The sequence below is a fragment of the Pseudoalteromonas phenolica genome (genome assembly GCF_005876835.1).
Lineage (GTDB): Bacteria > Pseudomonadota > Gammaproteobacteria > Enterobacterales > Alteromonadaceae > Pseudoalteromonas > Pseudoalteromonas phenolica_B.
Map to the genome: position 1 here is coordinate 10,085 of NZ_PPSW01000027.1, position 24,609 is coordinate 34,693.

At 40.9% G+C, this 24,609-nt stretch carries 13 protein-coding genes; 12 read left to right on the forward strand and 1 reads right to left on the reverse strand.

Annotated features, from left to right (window positions below; genetic code table 11):
- The 11 genes from C1E24_RS16210 to C1E24_RS16260 all read left to right on the forward strand — a co-directional run bounded on the left by C1E24_RS16210 (window position 1) and on the right by C1E24_RS16260 (window position 22,667).
- Window positions 1–1,971, forward strand: a complete 1,971-nt coding sequence (locus C1E24_RS16210; protein ID WP_138483243.1) for a hypothetical protein — start codon at window positions 1–3, stop codon at window positions 1,969–1,971.
- Window positions 1,971–5,081, forward strand: a complete 3,111-nt coding sequence (locus tag C1E24_RS16215) for a poly-gamma-glutamate biosynthesis protein PgsC/CapC (protein WP_138483245.1) — start codon at window positions 1,971–1,973, stop codon at window positions 5,079–5,081. Before C1E24_RS16210 ends, C1E24_RS16215 begins: the two co-directional genes overlap by 1 nt.
- Window positions 5,068–7,362, forward strand: a complete 2,295-nt coding sequence (locus tag C1E24_RS16220) for a hypothetical protein (protein ID WP_138483247.1) — start codon at window positions 5,068–5,070, stop codon at window positions 7,360–7,362. The genes C1E24_RS16215 and C1E24_RS16220 overlap by 14 nt, the downstream gene beginning before the upstream one ends.
- Entirely contained in the window at window positions 7,349–8,122 is a 774-nt protein-coding gene (locus C1E24_RS16225) for a hypothetical protein (protein ID WP_138483249.1), read from the forward strand. The genes C1E24_RS16220 and C1E24_RS16225 overlap by 14 nt, the downstream gene beginning before the upstream one ends.
- Entirely contained in the window at window positions 8,101–12,354 is a 4,254-nt protein-coding gene (locus tag C1E24_RS16230) for a hypothetical protein (protein WP_138483251.1), read from the forward strand. The genes C1E24_RS16225 and C1E24_RS16230 overlap by 22 nt, the downstream gene beginning before the upstream one ends.
- Window positions 12,344–16,429 carry a poly-gamma-glutamate synthase PgsB gene (locus tag C1E24_RS16235; protein WP_138483253.1) on the forward strand — a complete coding sequence of 1,362 codons (4,086 nt, stop codon included), beginning with the start codon at window positions 12,344–12,346 and terminating at the stop codon, window positions 16,427–16,429. Before C1E24_RS16230 ends, C1E24_RS16235 begins: the two co-directional genes overlap by 11 nt.
- Window positions 16,430–16,722: 293 nt before the next feature.
- Complete coding sequence (locus C1E24_RS16240; RefSeq protein ID WP_138483254.1) at window positions 16,723–18,159, forward strand: peptide MFS transporter; 1,437 nt, start codon at window positions 16,723–16,725, stop codon at window positions 18,157–18,159.
- Between the two features lie 428 nt (window positions 18,160–18,587).
- Window positions 18,588–19,634, forward strand: coding sequence for a 4-hydroxyphenylpyruvate dioxygenase (gene hppD, locus C1E24_RS16245; protein WP_138483256.1), 1,047 nt, complete (start codon window positions 18,588–18,590; stop codon window positions 19,632–19,634).
- Window positions 19,635–19,782: 148 nt separating this feature from the next.
- Entirely contained in the window at window positions 19,783–21,096 is a 1,314-nt protein-coding gene (gene fahA / locus C1E24_RS16250; protein WP_138483258.1) for a fumarylacetoacetase, read from the forward strand.
- 133 nt (window positions 21,097–21,229) lie between these two features.
- Complete coding sequence (locus C1E24_RS16255) at window positions 21,230–22,291, forward strand: M23 family metallopeptidase (protein WP_138483260.1); 1,062 nt, start codon at window positions 21,230–21,232, stop codon at window positions 22,289–22,291.
- Window positions 22,281–22,667 carry a bactofilin family protein gene (locus C1E24_RS16260; protein WP_138483262.1) on the forward strand — a complete coding sequence of 129 codons (387 nt, stop codon included), beginning with the start codon at window positions 22,281–22,283 and terminating at the stop codon, window positions 22,665–22,667. Before C1E24_RS16255 ends, C1E24_RS16260 begins: the two co-directional genes overlap by 11 nt.
- On the opposite strand, the gene C1E24_RS16265 is transcribed toward C1E24_RS16260, so the two are convergent.
- Window positions 22,654–23,118: a hotdog fold domain-containing protein gene (locus tag C1E24_RS16265; RefSeq protein WP_138483264.1), complete on the reverse strand. Its 465-nt coding sequence runs from the start codon at window positions 23,116–23,118 to the stop codon at window positions 22,654–22,656. The genes C1E24_RS16260 and C1E24_RS16265 overlap by 14 nt on opposite strands.
- 188 nt (window positions 23,119–23,306) lie before the next feature.
- On the opposite strand from C1E24_RS16265, the gene C1E24_RS16270 reads away from it, so the two are divergent.
- Window positions 23,307–24,494: a multidrug effflux MFS transporter gene (locus C1E24_RS16270; protein ID WP_138483266.1), complete on the forward strand. Its 1,188-nt coding sequence runs from the start codon at window positions 23,307–23,309 to the stop codon at window positions 24,492–24,494.
- Window positions 24,495–24,609 lie beyond the last annotated feature (115 nt).

Consider the following 24,609-nt stretch of genomic DNA (forward strand, 5'->3'; position numbering starts at 1 on the left):
GTGTCAATAAAACAACAATTTTTCTTTGTAAAAAGGCATAAAACATTTTGGCTGATCATTAGTTTAATTGGCTTTACCCTGTTGGCAGAACTAACCGGTGCACTGCAGCGCTTTAATGCACCTATTTTTAAATACTTTAGCCAAATTCAATCAGAAAAACACAGTGATGTTGTTGTCATTGAAGCTGATGCACTGATTTTTGAACATGACCAGCTCGTCTATTCCTTACTTGCGCACAATCCAAAAGCAATTATTGTTGTTTCAGACTCGAAACTAACAAAAATACAAGATCAAAGGGTATTTTACCCCCGTCCAGATAATAACTTATGCCTCGCAGACCTAAAAGCATGGCTTGGTTATACGATTCAAATCAACCACCAAACTCATAACCAATGTACTAAACTCTGGGCTGAACTATTTCCAGAGCGTCGCCTAGAGCACTCACCATTACTTAGCTTTGCATTAGATTTACATGCACTGCCAAAATTTAACAGCGCACGAGTGCAAAGTGAAGACTTATTAGCTGGGCAAATCACCGATAAATTAGTCCTAATATCACAAACGAATCACAGTTTTGGTTTACCAATTCGCGCACCAAAACTCTCAGGTGAAGTAAACCCAATTTACCTTCATGCTTTTGTTGCCCATAACCTCATTGAAGGCTCGTTAATTTCACTTATCAGTGGCAAGCTATCCCTGACGATTCAGTTAGTCAGCATCATTTTACTGCTCGTTCTTTATCAAAAAATTGCCTTTAATATAGGTATTGTCGTCGCATCTACCCTTTCAATAACTTGGCTATCGCTTTGTTATTTTGTTATGACAGGTATGCATATATTTTTACCTGCTGCCGAAGGAGTGATACTTAACTTTTTTACCTTATTTTGGGTGTTTTTATCGGCAAAATGGGTTGAGGAGGACGATCTAAAACGACTGATGAATAATATCAGGCAAAAAATGTCTGGTCGTTATCTACCCAAATCTTTCACAGATCAAAGCACTCCTTGGGACTCCATTATTCAATTGATTAATCAACAGTTGGCTTTAGATAAAAGTATTCTGCTTGCTCGCCTTGAGGGAGATCATCGTTTATACGAAATAAGAGCCATTAATTGCCATCTTTCAGATATTCATGAGATGCGCAGAGACTACGAACGTGCGCCCTATTCAGATGCAATTAAGGCATTTGGTACAGTAAAAATTACGCGCCCTTTCTTTAAAGCACTTGAAGAAAACGAATCCCAGTACATAGTCCCGCTTATGTATGCTGGTGATATTCGTGGGTTCTGGGCGATGACCATTACTCCAGATGAACGATTTAACGAAGCTGCGTTTATTAAAAATGTAAATCGATTTGCCAATCAGGTGGGGGAGCTTTTATTCCATTATCGTGTTTTCGAAACGCAAGGCAAAGCCGAAAGCAACGCAATTGCTCGTTTACTCACCTTGAATTTAGCCAAACCATTGAGTCAGCAAATAAAGCACTCGATTAACGAAATGGAACAAAAGCTGACAACCTTAGAGCATGTTTTCAATCAGATCCGTTCAGCGTCGGTGCTATTCAATTTATTCGGTCAGGTAGTACAAACTAATCATGCGCTTGAACAGCTAGCGAAACAGCATCACCTACCAATTTTCGAGATGACAGCGCTCGATTTGCTATGTCAGGTCAGTGAGTTAGATCATGAAAATGCCAAAGGAAAACTGCGCTATTTGACTTTGCACAAAGGCGAAATTTATCTCCCCGTCAAATTGGCTGAACAGCAGTTTGTATTAAACGTACGTACCATTGAATCATCGGATGAAAAAAGTAGTGCAGGAGAGCCCTTTGAAGTGGGGGGGATTTTATTTGAGTTCATTAACCTCTCTGAACTTATGAGCCAAATACACCAAGACGAAGATCAAGCTGGTTTGCTGTCAGAAAACAGTGAAAAGCAAAAAAATAACACCGAGTCTGAGGCATCTAATTAATGGATTGGATGCTGAGTATTTTTCCGACCGGTAGCGGTTTAGGCCAATCAGTTATCACCACTGTTTGGGTAGGTATAGCTGTTGTGTGCTTCTTAAACCTTCGCTTTGGTTTCCCTTTAACAGGTCTGGTTGTACCTGGTTACCTTGTGCCATTACTCATTGTGAGCCCGACTTCTGCAGCTGTTATCATAATTGAAGCGTTCGTCGTGTACTTCGTCATGCGGATTACTGCCAAAACTGTAATGGAGCGCTTCGGCTATGCTGAGATGTTTGGTCGAGACAGATTCTTTGCGATTATCTTGATCAGTATTTTAGTGCGTGTGGTTATGGACACGCTATTTTGGCCTAGTGTTGCCAATGTACTAGGCAGTTGGGACATCACGTTTGACTACTCGACACAACTGTATAGCTTAGGGTTAGTCATCATTGCCCTCACAGCAAACGTTATGTGGAACGGCGGTTTTCGATATGGAACTAAAGTCACACTGATACAGCTTATCTTTACTTATGTTTTAGTACGATATGTATTAATGCCGATGACCAACTTCAGCATTGCCAATCTAGCCATTATGTATGAAGACGTGGCAGCTTCGATAATTGCAGCACCAAAGGCCTATATTATTTTAGTGATCACCGCATTTATCGCCTCTCGTGCCAACTTAAAATACGGCTGGGAGTTTAACGGTATCATGCTACCTGCATTACTGGCATTGCAACTCATGCAGCCGAGTAAACTGCTGACATCTTTTATTGAAACAGCCGTGATCTTGATCATCGGGACTTTACTTCTTCAATACACACGCCTTAAAAACGCCAACTTTGAAGGCGCGCGCTTACTACTCTTTTTCTTCAATATTGGCTTTGCCTACAAGCTCGCGCTTAACTATTTTATTGTCAATTATTACCCTGCATTAAAAGTGACAGATACATTTGCTTTCGGATACATGCTATCCACTTTATTGGCGTTAAAAATCTATCAAAAAAATGCCCTTGGATTAATCATTAGGGCAACGTTTCAAACCTCTGTTGTCGGTGGGTTTGTCGCTATTTTCATTGGCTTTGTGATCATGTTTGTCCCCTCTCTATTCATTGGCAACCAAATAAAGTCTTTACAGAGTTATACTGAAATACAAGATCTCAGCCAACAGCTCAGTGAGTACAAAAGTTACTTGTATACCGACCAAAAAAATAAAGTAGAGATCAGCCAGTATCAGCAGACCCAAAACTTGCAAACCTTTAGAGCTGCTATCAGCATTTTAAACCGTGACAGGCGTAATTTAGACAACATTAACAAAGCCACAGAGCTGTTACTAAAGTTAGACTTTTCACTGCGTCTAGATGGAGAATATATTTATATTCAAGATGCCAGAAAATATGCAATTAGAGGACTGTTTGTCTTATCTAAACAAACTAATACAGGTTTATTGCTATCGGTCCCTCACCCTTCCACAGAACGTGTAGCAACAGACTCTTCAGCACTGCTTATGACACTCCTAAAAGCAGATGCATTGGCTTTAGGCACTCAAGCTACGCCGGCTTTTAGCGCCGATAATACCAGCCAGCAAAGTAACTATTATTGGGCCTTTATAAATGCGCTTGAAAGCGAAGACATAGTGCAATTACGCTCAGTTAACGCACGTACTACAGCCTTGCTTGAAACTGGCCCGTATGGTGCAACAGGACAATTTTGGATCTTCAATCGCATTCCAGCTGCGGTAAACCAATCTCTACTCACCGAGCTATTAGGGTTTACGCAAAGTAGTTTTGGCTTATTAAACAATCAAAGCCTGCCAAACCCAAACTTTGAAGGTAGATTGATCGAAACCTTTATTGATACTTCTGCTTATACCTCTCTGCTGTCTAAAGTCGCTTTAAGTGACCAACTATATCAGTCTCCAGTTGCGCAAATTGAAACCAGCTTAGAAGAGGAAATAAACGCTTTTATACCAAAGATAACAGCCAAAGGTAGCCAACTATTTCAAAGCTTATCTGATAATGAGGCGGCACTATGGGAGTATGAGATCCTTCGTCCGCTATACAGTTTATCTGATCAGCTTGCAGGGCAAGAAATCACGACTGATGTACTTAACCAACTAAATAAGATAAACAATATTGCCCGTATGGTCGGGTACCAATTAAGTTTACTCAATACCGCAAGCGGTCGATATATCAAGGTTTCTCCTTTAGATGACTTACAGTATTTCCAATTAGGTCAAGGCCTCTATTTCATTCATTTAGACCCGACTAATGCACTCAATATCCAAGTGCCTCGTCCTTTGTATGAAAGTAATACCATACAGTTTGCCAGTCAGCTGTATCAAAAGAGTAATGCAAAGCTGTTGTTAATCGCAGGGGCACACCCATTTGCCAGCGAGGAAGCCAATGTTATGGCCGCTGCCAATGTAAAAACCTTATTTAATATTGTGCATCAGAGTGCATTACGTCACTACCCTCAATCCGGCGTTTTAAACTTGCAAATACGTAGCCACAGTGCGCCGTCACACATTCGCCCAAGTGCTTTAGCTTTTCAGTACACAGAACCTCATCCGAGCCATAAATTAAGCCTGGGCAAGGTACGGGAGTCACTCAAAGAGCTAGGGGTTGAGCATCAAATTGTTTTAGGCCAAGCTGCAACAAGAGGGCTCGAATTAGGTACCTCTCCTCAAACCGGATACCAGATATTTTCGCCTGCAAGTGAGCTCGCCACACTATGGCTTGCTTCCGATTTTAAGCAACACTTTTCAATATCGAACGAGGCACTATTGCAACGACTATTAGCGGTATCGCAGCACCCTATTTTGAAGCACACTAATATTGCAGCTCTGTCTCCAAGTGACTGGCAAGCAATTAACACGACTCAATTAAAAGCCTTTAAGGATATTACCGAGCATTATGCGCTCTCTCAGCATTTGCCTTTTATTCAATCTTTATGTGAACAACAAAATACGTGTACCTTGCAAGCCACACAACTTTCTATGCCAAACGAACTCGCCTTATTGATCAAGCAAAATAATAAGATTGCACTTATTTACTTACCGAAAAGAAATAAAGTCGTCGATTTGCAAAGATTTACTCAAATGATGACAGGAGGACTTAATGTATTTAATTAAGCACCTGCTGACTTTATTTTTTAGAATCAGTTTAATCTTATTGCTGCTTTGGCTCATCATCCGAGGTTATTTTTGGGTAGTGTCTGCAGAGCCGGTTGCGCTTCGCTCTGAAGATGAAACGCGCTCAACAGTACATTGGTTACAACAAGATAAGGCGCTTACATTTAACTTTTCAGCCGATAGAACTTATTCAATTCGTGTTCTATCGAATGCGATTTTTTCAGAGCAACAACAATTTGAAGAACCCGTACACTATGCCATTGAGTACACGCTTTTAGACAGTAAAGCGACCCCTCTCAGTACACATGTTTATCATCATGCTTCTAAATTGGCCTTAGACAATGAACAAAAGCAAGTGAAGCAAATTATTGAAAATCGCGACACCTTGGCCGTTTCTTCCGGGCAGTCGTTTTTTATCAGCAATGAGCAACTTACTAATGCATCTGCAATTGCATTAAAGCTGATCCCTGAAAATAATCAGCTCAGAGGAGTTGTTATTCGTTTGCACGCAAAGACCCCTGTAAGTCTCAATGACATCAACAGAGCTTGGCTAAGGCAATCTACCGATTGGCGTGAACGTATGACTAATTACCACACCATTGGCAACAACGCTATATCGAGCCAAGAAATATTAAATGCCGTCACATTTGAGTGGCAAAAATTAGCGCCACAAGGGATCCCCGGCATCGACTTTACCGGCGACACCCTATACGAAACACTGCCCTATTACGTGTTAAGTTATGACTTTAGTGCGGCGCAATTAAACCTAGATAGCTTCTATACTGATAGCCAACTGAGTGCCTCATTCAGAAACTATCAAACTCAAGACTTATTTGTCTTTAAAGAGCAGAGCGACGCGACATTATTCGCAACTTGGTATGACATTAAACAACTCAAGGCGCCTATTCAGCTAAATTTCACTGCCACTGACACACCCAATACTTATCGTATTTCAAGTGTTGAGCCCGGCCTGATTGTGGTTCAATCTGCCAAGCCTATACTAACTAGATGGTTTGCTGAAAACGATGCCCAGTTTAATGCTTTGCATAGCTACTTTTATAACATTGGCGAGCACTTTAATGCTGAATACCAAGTTGCTAAAGGTAGTGATATCAACTTTGAGTTTAGAGGCCCAAAAGGCACGCCTGTTGATATCACACTTCATAATAACGATATTGAGATAGAGCAATTCCGTATATTTCTGCAAGGCGAGACAAGCAACTTTGACAGGATCATAGACGAAACAACCATCCGACAGCCTGTTTTCGGATCTGAGCAATACTATGTTCGCTTACCTAACACAGTGGATCGTATCAAAATTTCATCGCCACAGTCTGTGCTCGCGAAATTGCAAGCCAGACAGTCATCTTTTCATTATCAAACCGAGCTATGCGAACAGCTCTGCAAACCTGAGTTAGATGACTTTGCCGCTATAGGTGCCTGGTTTTCGCAAAAAGCGCAGAATGATTTTAATTTTACCGACCAAAAACGCATTACCAATGTGCGTTTATTTGAAATGCCGCCTCCACTGCCAAACAATGAAGACATGGCAACCACCTATATGAGTCGGGACTTAATTCAAGCCTTACCCCTATCAAATACATTTTTGGTCAATAGCCCAGATAAGTATTTTGCTGATTTTTTTCCTAAAGCAGATCCAACCGAGCATCAATTCAAGCAAGTTTTTACTTTTGAACAGTTATTACTGGCTAAAAGAAATAACCAACAAAGAGACAAACGTCTTATTGAAATAAATAAAAAAGCCCCGTTTTTCAAAGAGCGCGCCCTCACACATTTAACTGAGACTCAACTGCTCTCTTTCAAAGGCCCTGAACATACTTTATTTGTTAACGAAGGCAGTGAACGGCCTTGGCAAAAACAGCGTGGCTACTTTCTTAAAGCTGGTCAGACTTTAACTTTAAACTATTCAAACAAACCCGAATCGGTTGTTATTAAAGTGCTTAAAACCAAAGAGTTCAAAGATTTCGTGGTACTAAACACTCGCATTAGAGGTCGATTCAAAGACGGTTTAAGTCCTGAATACACAATTAAAAATAAACGTTTTGCATTGATGCCGGCACAATTAACCAAAGTCTATGCGCTGCACCCTGCAATTGCACAAGTGATCCCATACAACAGTATCTCACTTGCGATAAACGATGATGTACAGACACTTAAAAGTATCGCAATCACTGCCGAACAAGATATTTGGATCAGTGTGCTTGATGAACTTATGCAAGCCCCCTCTGAAGCGCAATGGAGGCAATATGAAAATGATTAAGCTGATTTTTGCCATTATAGTGAGTTGTAGTGTGACCGTCGCTTGTGCAGAGCCAAAATCACCACTAGAAAAACTGACGAAAGATGTCTCGAATTGGTTTCAGTCTGCGAATAAAGCCAACTTAGATTCTTGGCAATATGCGTTTAAAAATAACAGGCATCATTTGCAAGCTACCTCAACAGTAAATGGCGGCGGAGCGCTTATTTACCGACTGAATGCCAAAGCATGTATTATTTCTATTCCACATCGTTTCTTTGATACACACACCTATACAATAGGTGAGCAAATATATAATACGCACTGCCAACTCATGTTAGCGAACACGCATCACAGACACAGTGACAGTTTGGATAAGCAGTCAATGGATTACTCTAAACGTCGAGATAATTTACATAACAGTGCCATTTTAGCCTTTCAGTCGCTTCACCCGAGAGCCAAAATCATACAGTTACATGGCTTTAATCAAAGCAAACGTAAAAGCGATAAGGGTAAACAGGCTGATTTTATTATCAGTCAAGGTAGAAAAGGCAATGTCATTAAGCAGCAATTAACTCTATGCTTAAGTAAAATATCAAGAAATAGTTATTTCTATCCAGAGTTGATACAAGAACTAGGCGGAACGAAGAACATAATACATAAACTTAACTTAACACCGTTTTCGTTTATTCACATAGAGATAAGCAAGCCTATGAGAGAACGTCTAGTAAAAGAACAACATACAATGAGTCAATTTTCTGAATGTATAAGCCAAGTTATTTAATTGTAATCGCTCTATTATTTACCTGTCAGTTGTTTGCAGCGCCCGCACCGCTGCAAACTGCACCTGCGTGGGTAAACTCAGATTTAGCACTTGGTCAGCCTAAAAGTCTTATTAGTATTGATAAAAGTCAATCGAAACGCCTGTATTTACCTGCCGCTCGCTGGCTCATTTTACCAGACGATATATTCAACAAAACCATAGTTTGGGTAGGCCAAACACAGTATGCCATGCGCAAGCTCCACCCCAGTGAACTGATGTGTAAAGCGCATCGCTGCCAGTTACCTGCATCGCAATACAACCAACTTGTCCAGTTTGAAAATATCACTCAAAATTGGATAAATTTAGATATCGAACAAGGCCAGTTTCATTTTCACCGAGACCCTTTTCGTCGCGCTATAAAACTGCCCCTCAAAGCCACAAAATTAAGTCTTGCTCAAGATCACGAGTTTTACTATACGTTAGAGCCAAAGAAAAGCATGCGTTTATATTTCGCAGAGGCTAAAAAGCTCAAGCTCTCAGTTAGAAAGTGGATGTCAAACCTAAAGCAGGGTAATAAAGTCTTTGTTGAAGTGAACGAGCAACCTGTCAGTTTAGTGAATGTATCGAACGCCCATGCACCTGAATATCAAGATGAAAAAGTCAGCACTGTAAATACTGATTACTTCGCCGTGCCTAAAGGTAGTTACTTAAAAATCACAGCTCAAGATCAAGCACTTATAAAACTCGAACAAATGCATCGCGGCATTTACGACCTTGATGCACTAGACAAACAACCTGAAGCACTGCTTAACCCTTATTGGACAGCAAACCTAGATGACGCCTTTGTAAAAATCTACTCACAACAAGACGTATCTTCAATTAGTCACTTCTCAATTGCTGACGCGTCAGTGCTTGAACAGCGACGTTACCAAGATCTGGTGAGCACCATTTCAACACGAAGAAATGCGCAAGTTAGTAATCGAGGGTTACCTATAGAAAGTAACAATAGCAAACAAAGGGTCGTGTCTGGTTTACGTGCTGCAAGTGAGCAACTCTATTCAGTGTCACAACACAAGGTACTCACCAGCCATCAACTAAAAGACACGCTAAGTTTTGATATCAGCCAGTTTCAGCGGATCAGAAACTCGTTATTTCTCTATGTTAAAGCTGAGCATAGCGGCCACCTAGTCGCTGAATACGACAATCAAAGGCACATTATTCAATTTTCACCAAGCCAAGCATTCAGCCGAATTGTGCTGCCTGTAAGCTTGCAATCACACTCTTTAAAACTATTCAGTGCCGATGAACAAATGGTAAGTATTGCCGTTGAAGTAGATGACTTATTGACCTTGCCAAACAACCCATTACTTTATTTAATGCAAGGAAAAGTAGCGGCCAAAAGCCCTACGCTAGCAACATTACTTGACCAACAAAACAATCTGCAGGCGCAGGCTTTCATCAATAGTCTGCCCCTCCCACTCGAGACATCTGTTAACAAAAGACCGCATGAAAACGACTACCAGTTAATCTCAAAAGCGATGAACTTAGCGTTGTCAGAGCCGAGTAAGGCTTTGCCCTTGTTGAAAGATTTAGTTAATAGCGATATTGCCAGCATTGCACTCGATGCTTGGCGAATGCGCATTGATTTATTGACTGAGCTCGACAGAGCCTCGACAGCCAACGCCTACTTAGAAAGCTTGCTGCAATCCAAGCGTCCACTACTCAGTAATTATGCTGCACAGGCACTCTTTAGCCGCTACTTAGAAGCTAAACAGGTATATAAATTACAAGGTTTATGTGCATATAAGTTTAATGTTTTAACTGGCTGTGACAGCTTGATGAGAGAATTATTGTTAGCACAACAGAAAAACCTAGAAGCACTGTGGTCACACCATGATAGTCATAATTTTACTGACACAGCTCTACGTAGCTGGGAACAAAGCCGTATAGCACAATTAACCCCTTTGAGAGAGCCAACAACCTCTTCATTTGATATCAAACATTTTGGTGCCGTGAATTTGCAAGGTGATACATCTGATTACAATGCTTACAATTTGCAAAATGGCTCACCTTTACAGCTTTATACTAAGCAAGATTTAACTTTGCAATTAAGAGTCAGAACACCTTATATACACGATGGTACACAGCAGCAACACTGGCTACATATAGATACAAACTCAACACAATCCATTTTACCTGTCTTTGCGGATGTCGCTTCTACCACGCAAGTTCAACACAATGAACTTAAACTTTCTGTGGCCAGTGAAGCAATTATCACGCTAAATAAAGGTGAGCAACTGACTTTAAGCAGTGAGCAACAGCAATATTTAAGTTTAAGGGTATTACCTGACTCCCTTGCATATAAAGCGCACTTAAGCTCCGACGCTGTCGTATTTTCTCTTGAACAACCCTTTATTAACCTGCTCCACCAGCCTGATATCGATAATAAAACGTTACTCATAAATGCGTTATATCGATTAAGCCATGAGACTCTAAACAACTATGAGTTCAACTTGCTATTTGCCAAACTTGAATACGTAAAGCTATCCGACAGTTTAAAATCACTTAAGAACCGTATTGAGCATTATGGGTCATGGCAACCGATTGAGCAGTACTTAAATTATTCTGGTACTCAACTCATTGACATGAATGCCATAACGCGACGCAGTTTTGCCGAGCAAATAAGTCGTCATACGAGCCAAGATTCACATCTAGACGGGCTATTAATTCGTCCAAATCACACTCTCAACTTAGACCTGAGAGAATTGGCGGGTCATAAAGTTAAACTCATTTTTAATTTCGCCGCAGCAGAATTAGTGAAGACTAACTACGCCAATATTCTTATCTCTACCAGCAAAAATAATGTGCTTTGGACCATAGAGAGTAATCACAATAGTGAGTTAGCATTAACAGATGCGGAGCTTGCAAGTGATGAAATTGCACTGCGTTGGACGAACCCGTTTATTTCTCAACTGGTCAGTGTAAAAATTCAAACCTATCAACAAGGCCGCTGGCAAGATGCGAAGTTAGATACACGCCAGCTATTTTATTTTGCAGAAGCTGATCAGCAAATAAGCGCAAAACTGAATTCAGATAGTTTAATAAAAATTGAGCGCCTCTCAGGCCAAGTCAGAGATGAGCAAATCGGTTTTTATCCTGCGGGAAAAATTAATGTTCAAGCAAAGACTTCACAGTTAGCACGGGTCTTTAAATGGCAGCTCGATCCCAACCGAGCTAAAACCAGTTTTGCACCAACAATCGAGCCCTTAATCGTTGAAAAACCGATTTATTTTCATGAGCCATCGAAAAAGCCATTTTATGAGGATATTTTATCTACTGATGAAAACCTGACCCATGTTGAAGGACTCGTTAGATACAACCGAGCAGGTATCTTCGAAAGTGAACAAAGCCCGTCAGCTCGCCACTATACCGATTTTGGACTAAGGCTAAGAAATAAAGATAAGCAGCATTGGTATTTGCTAGAATCATTATTCACACTCGATAATCAAAATTACGAAACGTTTTCTATCAACGCACAACACAATTGGTTATCACAAGAAAGTCATTGGTTCAGTGAAGCTAGAATAAATAACCGTTGGCAAAACGATACGCCTATTAGCGAGAGCCATCTCAGCTCTAATATTAGTTTTAAAATTGGCGAAACTTGGCGTGACGACAACATTCATCGTCATCAATGGTGGTGGCAGCCATTTTATTACTACACTAGCATCACCGCAGATGAATATATTGCTGACAGACTAATGAGTCCGTCGATGTTTAGTTTTTATCGCGAAGATCATATGCACGGTTGGCGTGCTGCTTATCAATACCGCTACCAACCTTGGGTTGATAATCAGCTATCCGCTAGCTTTTCTACAACTTCAAATGAAGACTGGTCGTCTTTTGACAGCCTAGGCTTTGATATTGAGCTTCAGCAATTTTACCAAGGGCATATTTTTACGCTCGCAGGCGCATCACAATATAAATTTGCCGATCAGCATAGGCCTAACAATACGTGGCAATATTTAACCCAAGTAAGTTGGCAAACTTTGTTTGACTTTTCAGACAATACAGCAGGATGGATAAAACTGAGCTGGACACAGGATTGGTTTAGAAAAGACCACTCACTACGTTTAGAAATAAACCTAGGGAACTTGCAAAATACCGGGTTTGGGCCGTTTGCTCACGATGAAATTCTCTTTGAATCTCTCCAATTGACGCATTTTTTAGAACAAGATATTTATGACCAATAATGAATTGAAGCAACAACTTGAGTTAATTTTATTCGCCAATATTGAAGAGTTTTGGCTCAAGCTCTACCGTCATAAATATCAAAATCTGATCAATGAGCTATTACAATGGCCGTTAATTAGAAATATTCCTGAAAATGAATCGCTGCAAGCTTGGTTGCAACTGCAATCCATCGCCTTTTTAAGGCACAAAATTGAAAAGCTTAATGCGCATACTCAAAAGCTAGACGCGTCTTATCAGTTATTTGTACAGCGCTTAGCAAAAGCAGAGATAAGCGCAGAAAAAGAGCTTCATATTCTGAGTTATGCACGAGAGCTCGGCGCCACTGAAGCCCAGTTAAAAGAGGATAAACAGGCCTTGTCACGCTGGTTTGATGATGGTGCCGTGATAGACCGCTATCAACGGCAAGTTGCCGACACCGAACAAACTCTTAAATTTCTGATCAGTAAACTTGGCGCTCTAACCACATCTCATTTACGTGCTAATGAAGCTGAAATCTTAGACAACTGGAAAAAGCTCGATCTTGAACCCTTTTTTATGCAGATGCTGCAAAATAATCACAGTGTTCATATCAAGCATAGTCTTATTCGTGCTTTAGTGAATCAGGTAGCTGTCATCCATCAATGCCACGCAGACCCTGAACTCAATGAGGCACTAGCTGCCGAGTTAATTGAATTACTCGAAGAACCCAGCACCCCTTACCAAGCAGCGATTGATATTCTTGAGATTTTATATGTTCAGCGCCCTACTTTTATCAGAGCGCATATTTGGGCACTCATACAAGAAACCGTCATCGACTTTGCTGACAGACCTAAAAGTAATGACAGCTTATTTGTGCTTGCTGCGCTGCCACGGATTATTGCCAAGCAACCTAAGCTTACCAGTAAAGAAATAGACTTATTAAATGGCCTAAGTGAACACTCCTACCCACGTGTAAGGCAAGCGTTAATTGAGCAATTAAATGTCATTGACTTAGAACAAGCAAAAGCGCTGCTGGTGAGAAGGCTCGAAGACGAGACCTGTGCCGCTGTGTTATTTACCTTGGTAAAGCAATTTACACAACCTCAATATGCCGAAGATGCCTTTATCTTTAAACTTTGGCAACAAGTACTTCAAAAGCCGCTGCCTTTTGAAGTAAAACGGCTCAATATCGAAAGTAGTGCCCGCGTGATGCTCAATCTACAGCTACAATCTGATAAACCTGAACAGATTTTTCAGCAATTTATTCAAACGCTTAATATGGCGCTCGACAAAGAGTCCCATATTGCATTAAAAAGACATATTACAAGAGCAAGAGAGCAATTAGTCAGCTTTAGTCAGCAAACTTTATTGGCAAATATCGAAGAACAACTTTCACAAACACAAAGTATTACGCTCTCACTGGGCGTTGATCGTCACACCCTAGGCCGAGCCTTGAGCTTTAAAGCACAACATGCAGAAGCATTTAGTGGTAGAGCCACAAAAAAGCACTGGCATATTATACCTGGCTATCGACGAGGTCGACGCTTTTGGCGAATTTGGCATGAGTTTTTTAATCCCAGTACCGATAAACGCCAGAGCTTTAACCATACACAGACAAAAAAGCCCTCATCTGAGTTACATGTTGCCAGTTGTAGTGTCGCTGAAATTAGTGAAACCAACGTTCCTGGTGAGGCGCTGTTTAACCTAACTGAGCACTCAGCAAGACCACATTTACCTCTATTAGACTATCTCTTGTCGGTGCTCAGTCAAGATAGAACCAAAGAGCCCGCTTTTAGCTACACGCCAGATGGTATTTTAGAAATACATCGCCCTGTAACACTCATCAAACGAATTAAAGCATATTGGCACATATCAGTTCATTTTGAGCAGCTCGATAGCTTAAGAAAAGGCAGTGAATTAGAGCAAAAGAAGTTCATTTCAACCTTGAGAGAACTTGGTTTCGAAATCAAATTTAATGCATACGGGGATGTTCTTGGTGCGTCATTTCCTGTCGAGCAAAGTATTTCAAAACTCTATAGTAAAACCGCATTGACCCCTGTACTCCTTAATATCTGGTTTAGCTTTAAAGAGTACTTGTATTCCATTTATCAAAATTCAATTTCACAATTAGTCTTTTTCGTCACTGCCTTTATGGCTTATTTTTGGGGTCGCCATATCCATGTCAGCAGGAAAATAAAACGTAACCGCAAAGCAATCCCTGTCAGCATCGGTGGTTGGGGAACGCGAGGAAAGTCAGGTACTGAACGACTAAAAGCTGCACTATTCAGCAGTTTAGATTTACGTGTTATCGCCAAAACCACAGGGTGCGAAGCCATGATGATTTATGGTAAGAGCAATGGAGAGCAGTACGAAGTGCCACTATTCAGACCTTTCGATAAGGCCAGCATATGGGAGCAAAGCGATGTACTCGATTTTGCCAGAAAAACCAAAGCCGATGTCTTTCTATGGGAATGTATGGGCCTAACCCCAAGATATGTAAGAATTCTACGCCGCTGGATGCAAGATAACTTTGCCACCATTACCAACGCTTATCCAGATCATGAAGATATTCTGGGCCCAACAGGCATTGATGTTGCCAAAGAGATGTCAGCGTTTATAGGGAGTAACACGCAAGTATTCACTGCTGAACAATCGATGATGCCGATTTTAAGTGATGCCGCAGACGCCAAACACACGACCTTAATTCAAACGCATTGGGGAGATGGCTATCAAATAACCCCTGATATTCGTGCTTTATATCCCTATGAAGAGCACCCTGATAACATCGCACTTGTGTGCAAAATGGCTCAGTATATTGGCATAGAAAAAGACTATGTATATAAAGAAACGGCTGAGCGCATCGTGCCAGACATTGGTGTGTTACAACATTTTCAGTCAGCCCCTATTGGTACGATCTCTCAATCTTTTGTGAATAGTATGTCGGCCAATGAGCGACTTGCAACTGTTGAAAACTGGAAGCGTTTGGAGCTATTTGATATAAACGACCAGCCCCACATTCAAACCATTGCATTAATCAATAACCGCAATGACCGTATTGCTCGTTCCAAAGTATTCGCGCAGATCTTAGCTGAAGATTTACGCTTCGACTACCTAGTCGTAATAGGCACCAACGTAGACGGCTTCAATTCATATTTACAGCATGCCATTGACGAACGTCTCGACACCTTGCTGAAAAATAACGATGTAAACGACCTAAAGGCCTTTCTTAACCAGTTGAATGTACTTTATAGCGCTCAGACTTGGCTTGAGAAAATTAATCACACATTAGACATACCATTACAGACAACGGATATAACTTCTTTAGAAACTTTAACAGCCGTGTTAAATGCTAGATTGTTAAACGATGCCGACCATATACAAAAAATTGTCACTCAATATGAAAACTGGCAGATGGCTATTTCACTGCTTGATATAGATGATTTATCAAATCATTCAGAATTATTAAAGGAAACAGTGCAAAGTATCGTTGCAAGCAAAATAGTATTGGTAGAAAACGCTTATGTAAAACCAGATCAGCTAACAAGCCATATCGCCAGCCTCGCGATGAGAAATCAACATCAACTAATCATAGGTATGCAAAATATTAAAGGTGCAGGCCTCAACTATGTTTACATGTGGCAGCAATGGCAAAAGATATATCAGCTCTGTGAAACCCTTAAGTCTTCGGCCACCAAACAGTCTGAGTTTAGAAAGCTACTTTTAAAACTCGCTCAACAACCTAAATTCAGTGCTATTGAGATTGACTATTTAAATCTAGTAATTGAAGACATTGCACACTCAGAACACGCGCAAAATGAATTTAGCCAAGCCGAAATTAAGTATATTCAAGAAAAAGTCGCTGCAGCTAAAATAGGCAGCAATCAAAATGACGAGCAACAGCCAAAGAGCAAGTTTAGAGGATTCTTTAATCAGGTTATCGAGTCATTTTTAGATGCTGGCGCTGCCGTTAAACGCAAAAAAACAGCACAACAAGTTTATCAAGATATTGCTGATCAACGTATCACAATAGAAAAGGCTATCTCGGTATTAGCTAACCTTAACAGAAGCCAAAAGCCGGGCTGGTTAACGTCAAAAAATGAGCAACAAGACATGTAATCTTCTTAACCGGTACCAGCAGGTTTTATCTTATACAATACTCGGTTTGTCTTGTCAGACTTCCCCTAAGGCCTAGCGCTGGGTATACTGCATCGTTGCAGTGCATATTTACGCAAAAATAATGCGAATGTACCTGTTTCAAGGTTTTACCAATTTCATTAAGGCAATGCGCATATTAACAATACATCGCTTTAATGAAATTGTTATTAGACGTTTGGCCAAACGTCACCTAAGCACATAGTGCATAATTATAACTAGGCCACACAACACATTTTGATAATTTAGGAAGAAATATGAGCACATTACCTAAAGCAGGTGAGTTTTTAGGGCACCCTAAGGGGCTTTTCCTGCTATTCGGCACAGAAATGTGGGAGCGATTCGGTTACTACGGCATGCGTGCTATCTTAGTATTATATCTTGTAGCTATGGCACAAGACGGCGGCTTCGGCTGGAGCAACGCCGATGCATTAAGCCTATACGGTACATTTACTATGGCGGTATACCTCACACCACTATTCGGTGGCTGGTTAGCCGACAACGTATTAGGTCAACGTAAAGCCATCATTATTGGTGGCATTTTAATGGCTGCGGGCCACTTTACTATGGGTATTCCTCATGCCATGGTAAGTGGTATCGAAGAAAATGTTTTCTATGTAGGTTTAACATTGCTTTGTATTGGTAACGGTTTATTTAAGCCAAATATCTCTACTATGGTTGGTGACTTATACCAAGAAGGCGATAAACGTCGTGACAGTGCATTCACTATTTTCTACATGGGTATTAACTTAGGTGGCGCTTTAGGTCCACTTATCGCAGGTTACGTTGCAGCTGTAATTAACTGGCAGGCTGGTTTTATCGCGGCAGGTATCGGTATGGTTATTTCTGTTGTGATGCAGATGATCTTAAGTAAAAAGTATTTAGGCGACATTGGTGTAGTACCTTCAGCAAAACTGTCTCAGCAGCAGTCTGAATCAGGTCAAAAAGAGCCTCTAACTAAAGTTGAAAAAGACCGTATCAAGGTAATTTTCACAATGAGTGTTTTCAGCATCATTTTCTGGATGGGCTTCGAGCAAGCTGGCGGTTTAATGAATATTTTCGCCAACGATTACACTGACCGTATGTTGATGGGCTTTGAAATTCCAGCTTCTTGGTTCCAATCTCTTAACTCTATCTTCATCATTATCTTCGCGCCGATTGTAGCTATGATCTGGCTTAAGCTTGATAACAAAGAGCCAAACTCGCCAGTTAAATTTGCCATTGGTTTAGTTTTCTTAGCACTTGGCTTCTTCACTATGATGCTAGCACTTGCGACTGAAGGTGGTAATGGTCAAGATGCACTGCAAATCAGCATGATTTGGTTAGTGCTTTTCTACTTATTCCATACTCTAGGTGAGCTGTGCTTGTCACCAATCGGTCTTTCTATGGTAAGTAAGCTTGCGCCACTACGCCTTGCTTCATTGCTTATGGGTATCTGGTTCTTATGTACTGCAGTTGCAAACAAAATTGCTGCATTCGTAGGTGCGTTCATCGGTGAAGGTGAAGCTGCTATGGAAAATGCCATGGGTATCTTTATTGGTCTAGGTGCAACAGGCTTAATCTCGGCAGCATTAATGTACTTCCTAAGTGACCGTTTAGTTGACTGGATGCATGGCGCAGAGGGCAACCACGAGCCACACACTCAAGAGCATTATTTAAGCGAAGAACTAGAAGTATCAGGTTCTAAGCAATAATTCTCCTTGTAGCAAAAAAGCCGCTTATGCGGCTTTTTTTGTATCTGTTTTTAAACTGTACTAATTTCTTTACACCCACTCCTTTTTGATGCAAGTTCAGAGGTATTCTTTGAACTTATAAACCCATTTCCTGGAAAAACCACCAACCAAAAATAGTCACTTAACATCAATAACTTAGAAATTTAAAACTCCACGATTTAAAACAGCAAATAGTCATCGATTTTTGTTCTGGCCCGCTTGAGGAGATTCCATCACCTGCCCTAGTCGAAATACAGCAAAGTCGTATTTAATGTGTGTTTTTAAATTTACAAATGCCCCCCTGACAATATCACAGCCCTATCTTCCCCTATTGCGATTTTTGATTAATGATTCGTTCCAACAACAAATCTAACAAGCAACCCAATTGTGCTTAATTGCGGAGTATGACAATGAGTGAAGTAAAAAACCCACTAGGTTTGGTTGGTATCGAATTTACTGAATACGCAACCCCAGATGCAGATTACATGGACAAAATCTTTGCTGATTTTGGTTTCTCTAAACTTAAAAAGTTTAAAGGTAAAGATATCGTTCATTACAACCAGAACGAGATCCATTTCTTACTAAACAACGAGCGCAGCGGTTTTTCTGCTGAGTTCGCAAAATCTCATGGTCCTGCGATTTGCTCAATGGGCTGGCGTGTAGAAGACGCTCAAAAAGCGTTTGATATTGCTGTAGAGCGTGGTGCAAAACCTGCGACAGATTCAGCAAACAAAGACCTACCATACCCTGCGATTTACGGTATTGGCGACAGCTTAATTTACTTCATCGACGTATTCGGTGACAAAGGCTCAATCTTTGAGAATGATTTTGAAGACCTAGTTGAGCAAAACATTGTTGAAGATAAAGGTTTTATCCGTATCGACCACCTAACAAACAATGTTTACAAAGGTACTATGGAAACTTGGGCAAATTTCTATAAAGGTGTATTCGGCTTTGAAGAAGTACGTTACTTCGACATTAAAGGTCAAAAGACGGCACTACTTTCTTACGCGCTTAAGTCGCCTTGTGGTACTTTCTCTATTCCAATCAACGAAGGTAAAGATGACAACAACAACCAGATCGACGAGTACTTAGACGAGTACAACGGTCCAGGTGTGCAGCATCTTGCATTCTTAACAAACGACCTTGTTGGTTCACTAGATAAGCTAGACAAAACGAACATCGCAACGTTAGATATCGTTGACCACTACTACGATACTATCTTTGACCGTGTTCCTTGGGTTAAAGAAGACAAAGAGAAAATCAAAGAGCATCAGATCTTAGTAGATAGCCAAAGCGAAGACTGTTACTTGCTACAGATCTTCACTAAGAACCTATTTGGTCCTATCTTCATTGAGATGATCCAACGTGTTGATGACGGTGGTTTCGGTGAAGGTAACTTCCAAGCGCTATTCGAATCAATCGAGCGTGACCAAGAGCGACGTGGTGTTCTCTAATTTAAGATACCCTGTATAAATTAAAAGCAGCTCGCGTTTTGAATGTGGCTGCTTTTGTAGTTTTTAAAGCTAAGTCGTTTTTCAAGCTTGATTTACTTTATTGAATCTCCATATTTAGACTTAGCCAATTAATGCAAAAGGAAAGACCATGTCTTTTATTAATGAAACGCACGATATTAATTTAAAAAGCTGGGTAAGCAGCGCAAACGTTGCGGGTAATGACTTCCCAATCCAAAACCTACCATTCGCCTCTTTCCGTCGTAAAGGCGTATCTGAAGAGTTCCGCGGTGGTGTTGCTATCGGCGACCAAGTTTTAGATTTAGCTGTAGTTGCGGCTGCAGGTATTTTCTCTGGCGAAGCACAAGAAGCGGTAGAAGCGGCTAACGCACCTGCGCTTAACGAGTTTATGGGCATGGGCAAAACACATTGGTCAGCACTTCGTTTAGCGCTTTCAAAAGCACTACGTGAAGGTTCTGAGTACCAAGGTGCACTTGAGTCTGCTTTAGTTTCACTAGATGAAGTTGAATATGCACTACCATGCCACATTGGTGATTACACAGATTTCTACACATCAATCTATCACGCAACTGCGGTAGGTAGCTTATTCCGTCCAGATAACCCACTTCTACCTAACTACAAATGGGTACCAATTGGTTATCACGGTCGTGCATCTTCTATTGATGTATCTGGTCAAAGCTTCCCACGTCCTAAAGGTCAAACAAAAGCGCCTGACGCAGACGTACCATCATTTGGCCCTGCAAAGCGCATGGACTACGAATTAGAGCTAGGTATTTACCTTGGTAAAGGTAATGAACTTGGCGATACAATTAGCATTGAAGATGCTGAAGATCACGTATTTGGTTTCTGTCTATTTAATGACTGGTCTGCTCGTGATTTACAAGCATGGGAATACCAACCGCTTGGTCCATTCCTAGCAAAGAACTTTGCTTCAACAGTTTCACCTTGGGTTGTAACAACTGAAGCATTAGCACCATACCGTACTCAGTGGCACCGTGATGAAAACGATCCTCAACCATTAGAGTATCTTGAGTCTTCTCATAACCGTGAAGCAGGTGCATTCGACATTCAAATGGATGTACTTCTTGAGTCAGAAAAAATGCGTACTGAAGGTGCTGCACCAAGCAAGCTTTCGGAGTCTAGCTTTAAGCACAGCTACTGGACAGTGGCACAAATGGTGACACACCACACGGTAAACGGCTGTAACTTTACTCCTGGTGATATGCTAGGTTCTGGTACACAGTCAGGCCCTGAGCACGAAGAAGCTGGTTCTATGCTAGAGCTGTCTCGTGGCGGTAAAGAAACCATCACACTGAACAATGGTGAAGAGCGTAAGTTCTTAGAAGATGGTGACAAGGTTATCATGCGCGGTTGGTGTGAAGCAGACGGCTTTAACCGCATTGGTTTTGGTTCAGTTGAAGGCACGGTTTTACCTGCAAAATAAACTGAAAAAACTAAATAAAAAACACTATTCAAATCAAGGGCGTGCATAAAACACGCCTTTTTTTGTGTTTTTAAGCTGGATTTTTGCATAAATATTGTTAAGGTAGAACGTTGTTAACAGGTTATTAAGAAATATGTTGAACAAGATCAGTCACCTAGCAAAAAGCGCATTTAAGCCAAAACAATTATTACTTCGTCAAAATGGTGACGTGAGTATGTTTACCCTACCTAGCAGCCTGCAAGTAAGCTTGTTATGCGCCGCTGTGGGTGCGGTTTACTGGGTCAGTGTCAGCTCTTATGGTTATGTACAACAACAAGAGCAAATACAAACGTTAGAAAAACAACGTTTGACGGCTGAATCAAATTGGCAGCTAGAAAAACAACAATTAGAGCAAAAATTAGCTGAACAAACAAAAACACTTCAAGATCTTTCGCAACAACAGAACTTATTAGAGGGATTAGTCGAGGCTTTACCTGAAAGTGTCGCTACGCCAACAACGTCTGAAGAGCAAGCTACTCAAAACGATGAGTTTGAAGGTCAGTCAAAAAACTTAGCCGATAAGCAAACATTATTACTAAACCACATCGGAAATAGCATCACCGCAAGAGCAAGCGAATTACACACCCACTTAGATGAAATTGGTTTGGATAAACAATTGGCACAATCACCAATCGCACAAGGTGGTCCTTACCACCAGCTAGACACACAACATATTTCTAAAGATTACTTAAGCGTGATTGATAAGCTGGTTGAACTTAATGAGCTTGAACAAATGATTACTTTGCTGCCTGATAGCATGCCGGTCAAACAAGAAAAGTTTTATGTATCAAGTCAATTTGGTTATCGCAAAGATCCCATTACAGGCCGCAGAGCCATGCATAAAGGCGTTGATCTCGCAGGTTGGCATAAAACTGATATCCATGCCCCTGCAGCTGGCACTGTGACAAAAGCAGGTAAAAATGGCGGTTATGGGAAATTTGTTGAAATTGAGCATGCCAATGGGCTAGTTACGCGTTTTGGTCACCTTCACACCATTAAAGTTAAGAAAGGCCAAAAAGTCGAAAAATCAGATGTGATCGCTTTGATGGGAAGTACTGGCAGAAGTACCAGCACTCATTTACACTATGAAGTATTACAAAATGGTAAGCATATCAATCCGATAAAACTGGCTAAGGTACTTTCTCGTGTTCAATAAATTTAAAAATAATAGCAGCGCAAGTTTACCCGCATTAATTTCACCCAACACCCATGTGACTGGGCAGATAGACTGTGATGGGGAATTACAAGTAGATGGAAAAGTAACTGGCGATTTAAAAGTATCGACTCTCATCGTAGGTCAAAATGGTGAAGTTAACGGTAATATTATCGCTGAAAAAGTACAAGTGAAAGGCACTATCAACGGCAACATTGACGCGCAATCAGTGCACCTAGAAGTTACAGCGAAAGTGCATGGTGATGTTGCTCATGACACTCTAACTATAGATGCCGGGGCGCATTTAGAAGGCAAGCTTACTCATAAGCAAGCCCCCGACAATATCACTCCAATCAAAGAGCAGGCTAACGCTCAGTAATATACATAGTAATATCAGCATGAAATACTTTGGTTTTGTGCTGATCAAATACTTCTACAGGTACAACCAAGTCCTCTTTATCTTGCCACACTCTCGGTAAGTCAATTTTAGCCTCAGCAGTTAAAACACCATCTGCCTTTTTTAGATATTGCACTGTCATTCCCTTTGGGATCCAGCGGTGGGTTTTAACTGGGACGGTGGCATCAGTCATGACACCTGCCACCAGCTCAGCTAAATTACACTGTGCAATGGCATGGATAGTACCAATGTGATTTTGAATCGAGCGGCGTTTCTTTATTACTGCAACGCATTTTCCTGCTTCTAAATGTGTAATAGTCGGTTTAATTGAACCGAAGTAAGGTGCCTTAATACATACAGCCTTACTAAATAACCAGTTACCAAATGGTAACCAACGGACACTTTTATAAATCCCCATTAATGATGCAGCCATGTTTTGCTCCAATTGTTATTATTTTATCTTGATAAAACATAACTCATCAGACCAGTTTTCAGCAAGTTTAAATTGAATAAAACCTCAAGTAAAAGCCATAAGTGAAAATATATTATCGTTTCTCGGTATTAAGTCCTGTCGTTTTTATTTTAGAGCGATACAATACGCGCCCTTAATAAGGAGTGCGCATGTCTGATCCCCAAATTAACTCAAAACTCAGCGTTTTTATTCTCATTTTACTCGTTATTTTCTGTCCGCTTGGTATTGATTTATACCTACCAGCATTTCCTGCCATGCAGTCTGGCTTAGCAGTGAGCAATGCGCATATTCAGCAAACCGTTGGCATTTATATGCTCACCGTCGGCTTAGGACAACTTATTGCAGGACCGCTTGCCGATAAATATGGGAGAAGGCCTATTGCTTTGGTTGGTATTTCACTATTTGCATTCGGTGGTTTGCTTGCAGCAAACACCAATGAATGGAACGTGATCATGGCTGCCCGAGCATTGCAGGGATTCGGCGCATGTGCGACTTTTGTTACTGCTTTTGCCATTGTCAGAGATCAGTTCGGTCATAAAGGCAGTGGTAAGATGATCACCTACCTCAATGGTATCGTGTGCTTTATACCGGCATTGGCACCTATTTTCGGTGCTTGGTTAACCGTCCAATTTGGCTGGCAAAGTAACTTTATCTTTTTGGTTATCTTTGCCGTGCTTGGTTTTATTTTGCTGTTTTTGCTGTGCCCTGAAACGCGTCCAAAAGATACCATTTATTCTGGTCATATTTTAGATTTAAGGCGTTTTAAACCCATGCTTGCAAGCAGTGAATTTATGTTTAATGCCTCTATTACCATGGTCGCCATGTCAGCTATGTTGGTATTTGTCACTACAGCACCTGAGTGGGTGATGACTCAGCTTAATAAAGATATCTCGGAGTTTACGATTTGGTTTACTGTGAATGCCATAATCAGCATTGCAGCCAGCTTTATCGCCCCTAAATATATTCAAAGCGCACCTAAACAGAGCCTAATTTTTGGCTTAGCGCTGCTCACATTAGGTGGCCTACTCATGATGGCGCTTAGTAGCGTCGCTGAACCAGCTGTATTTATGCTACCTATGTATATTGCCTCTATCGGCTTTGCATTTACATTAGGCTCTGCAGCTGGAAAAGCACTTAGCGGCTTTGCACAACAAGCGGGCACCGCATCTGCGCTCATTGGTGTAATGCAAATGTCTGGCGCTGCTGTACTTGCTGTATTAACACAGCAATTTGGTTTGAGTGCACCTGTTCAAGTTGGTATTCATTTAACAAGCTGCTTGCTGTTTTTAGTTGCACTTAAATCAACAAAGAGCAGTGTGCTTTATTCAAAATCATGACAAAAAGGTAAGACCTGTTTTTACTAATAGGTCTTACTCTCACCTGCGTTCCCCTATGGTAAACCATGTAAATATCTGGACTTCCGTTAATATTTTTTACTTCTACGACTAGATT

What these genes read in the sequence shown, in the direction of transcription:
- fahA (WP_138483258.1), top strand. Translation starts at nt 19,783, where the DNA reads ATGTCTTTTATTAATGAAACGCACGATATTAATTTAAAAAGCTGGGTA.
- C1E24_RS16230 (WP_138483251.1), top strand. Translation starts at nt 8,101, where the DNA reads ATGTATAAGCCAAGTTATTTAATTGTAATCGCTCTATTATTTACCTGT.
- C1E24_RS16220 (WP_138483247.1), top strand. Translation starts at nt 5,068, where the DNA reads ATGTATTTAATTAAGCACCTGCTGACTTTATTTTTTAGAATCAGTTTA.
- C1E24_RS16265 (WP_138483264.1), bottom strand. Translation starts at nt 23,118, where the DNA reads ATGGCTGCATCATTAATGGGGATTTATAAAAGTGTCCGTTGGTTACCA.
- hppD (WP_138483256.1), top strand. Translation starts at nt 18,588, where the DNA reads ATGAGTGAAGTAAAAAACCCACTAGGTTTGGTTGGTATCGAATTTACT.
- C1E24_RS16255 (WP_138483260.1), top strand. Translation starts at nt 21,230, where the DNA reads ATGTTGAACAAGATCAGTCACCTAGCAAAAAGCGCATTTAAGCCAAAA.
- C1E24_RS16215 (WP_138483245.1), top strand. Translation starts at nt 1,971, where the DNA reads ATGGATTGGATGCTGAGTATTTTTCCGACCGGTAGCGGTTTAGGCCAA.
- C1E24_RS16270 (WP_138483266.1), top strand. Translation starts at nt 23,307, where the DNA reads ATGTCTGATCCCCAAATTAACTCAAAACTCAGCGTTTTTATTCTCATT.
- C1E24_RS16225 (WP_138483249.1), top strand. Translation starts at nt 7,349, where the DNA reads ATGAAAATGATTAAGCTGATTTTTGCCATTATAGTGAGTTGTAGTGTG.
- C1E24_RS16240 (WP_138483254.1), top strand. Translation starts at nt 16,723, where the DNA reads ATGAGCACATTACCTAAAGCAGGTGAGTTTTTAGGGCACCCTAAGGGG.
- C1E24_RS16235 (WP_138483253.1), top strand. Translation starts at nt 12,344, where the DNA reads ATGACCAATAATGAATTGAAGCAACAACTTGAGTTAATTTTATTCGCC.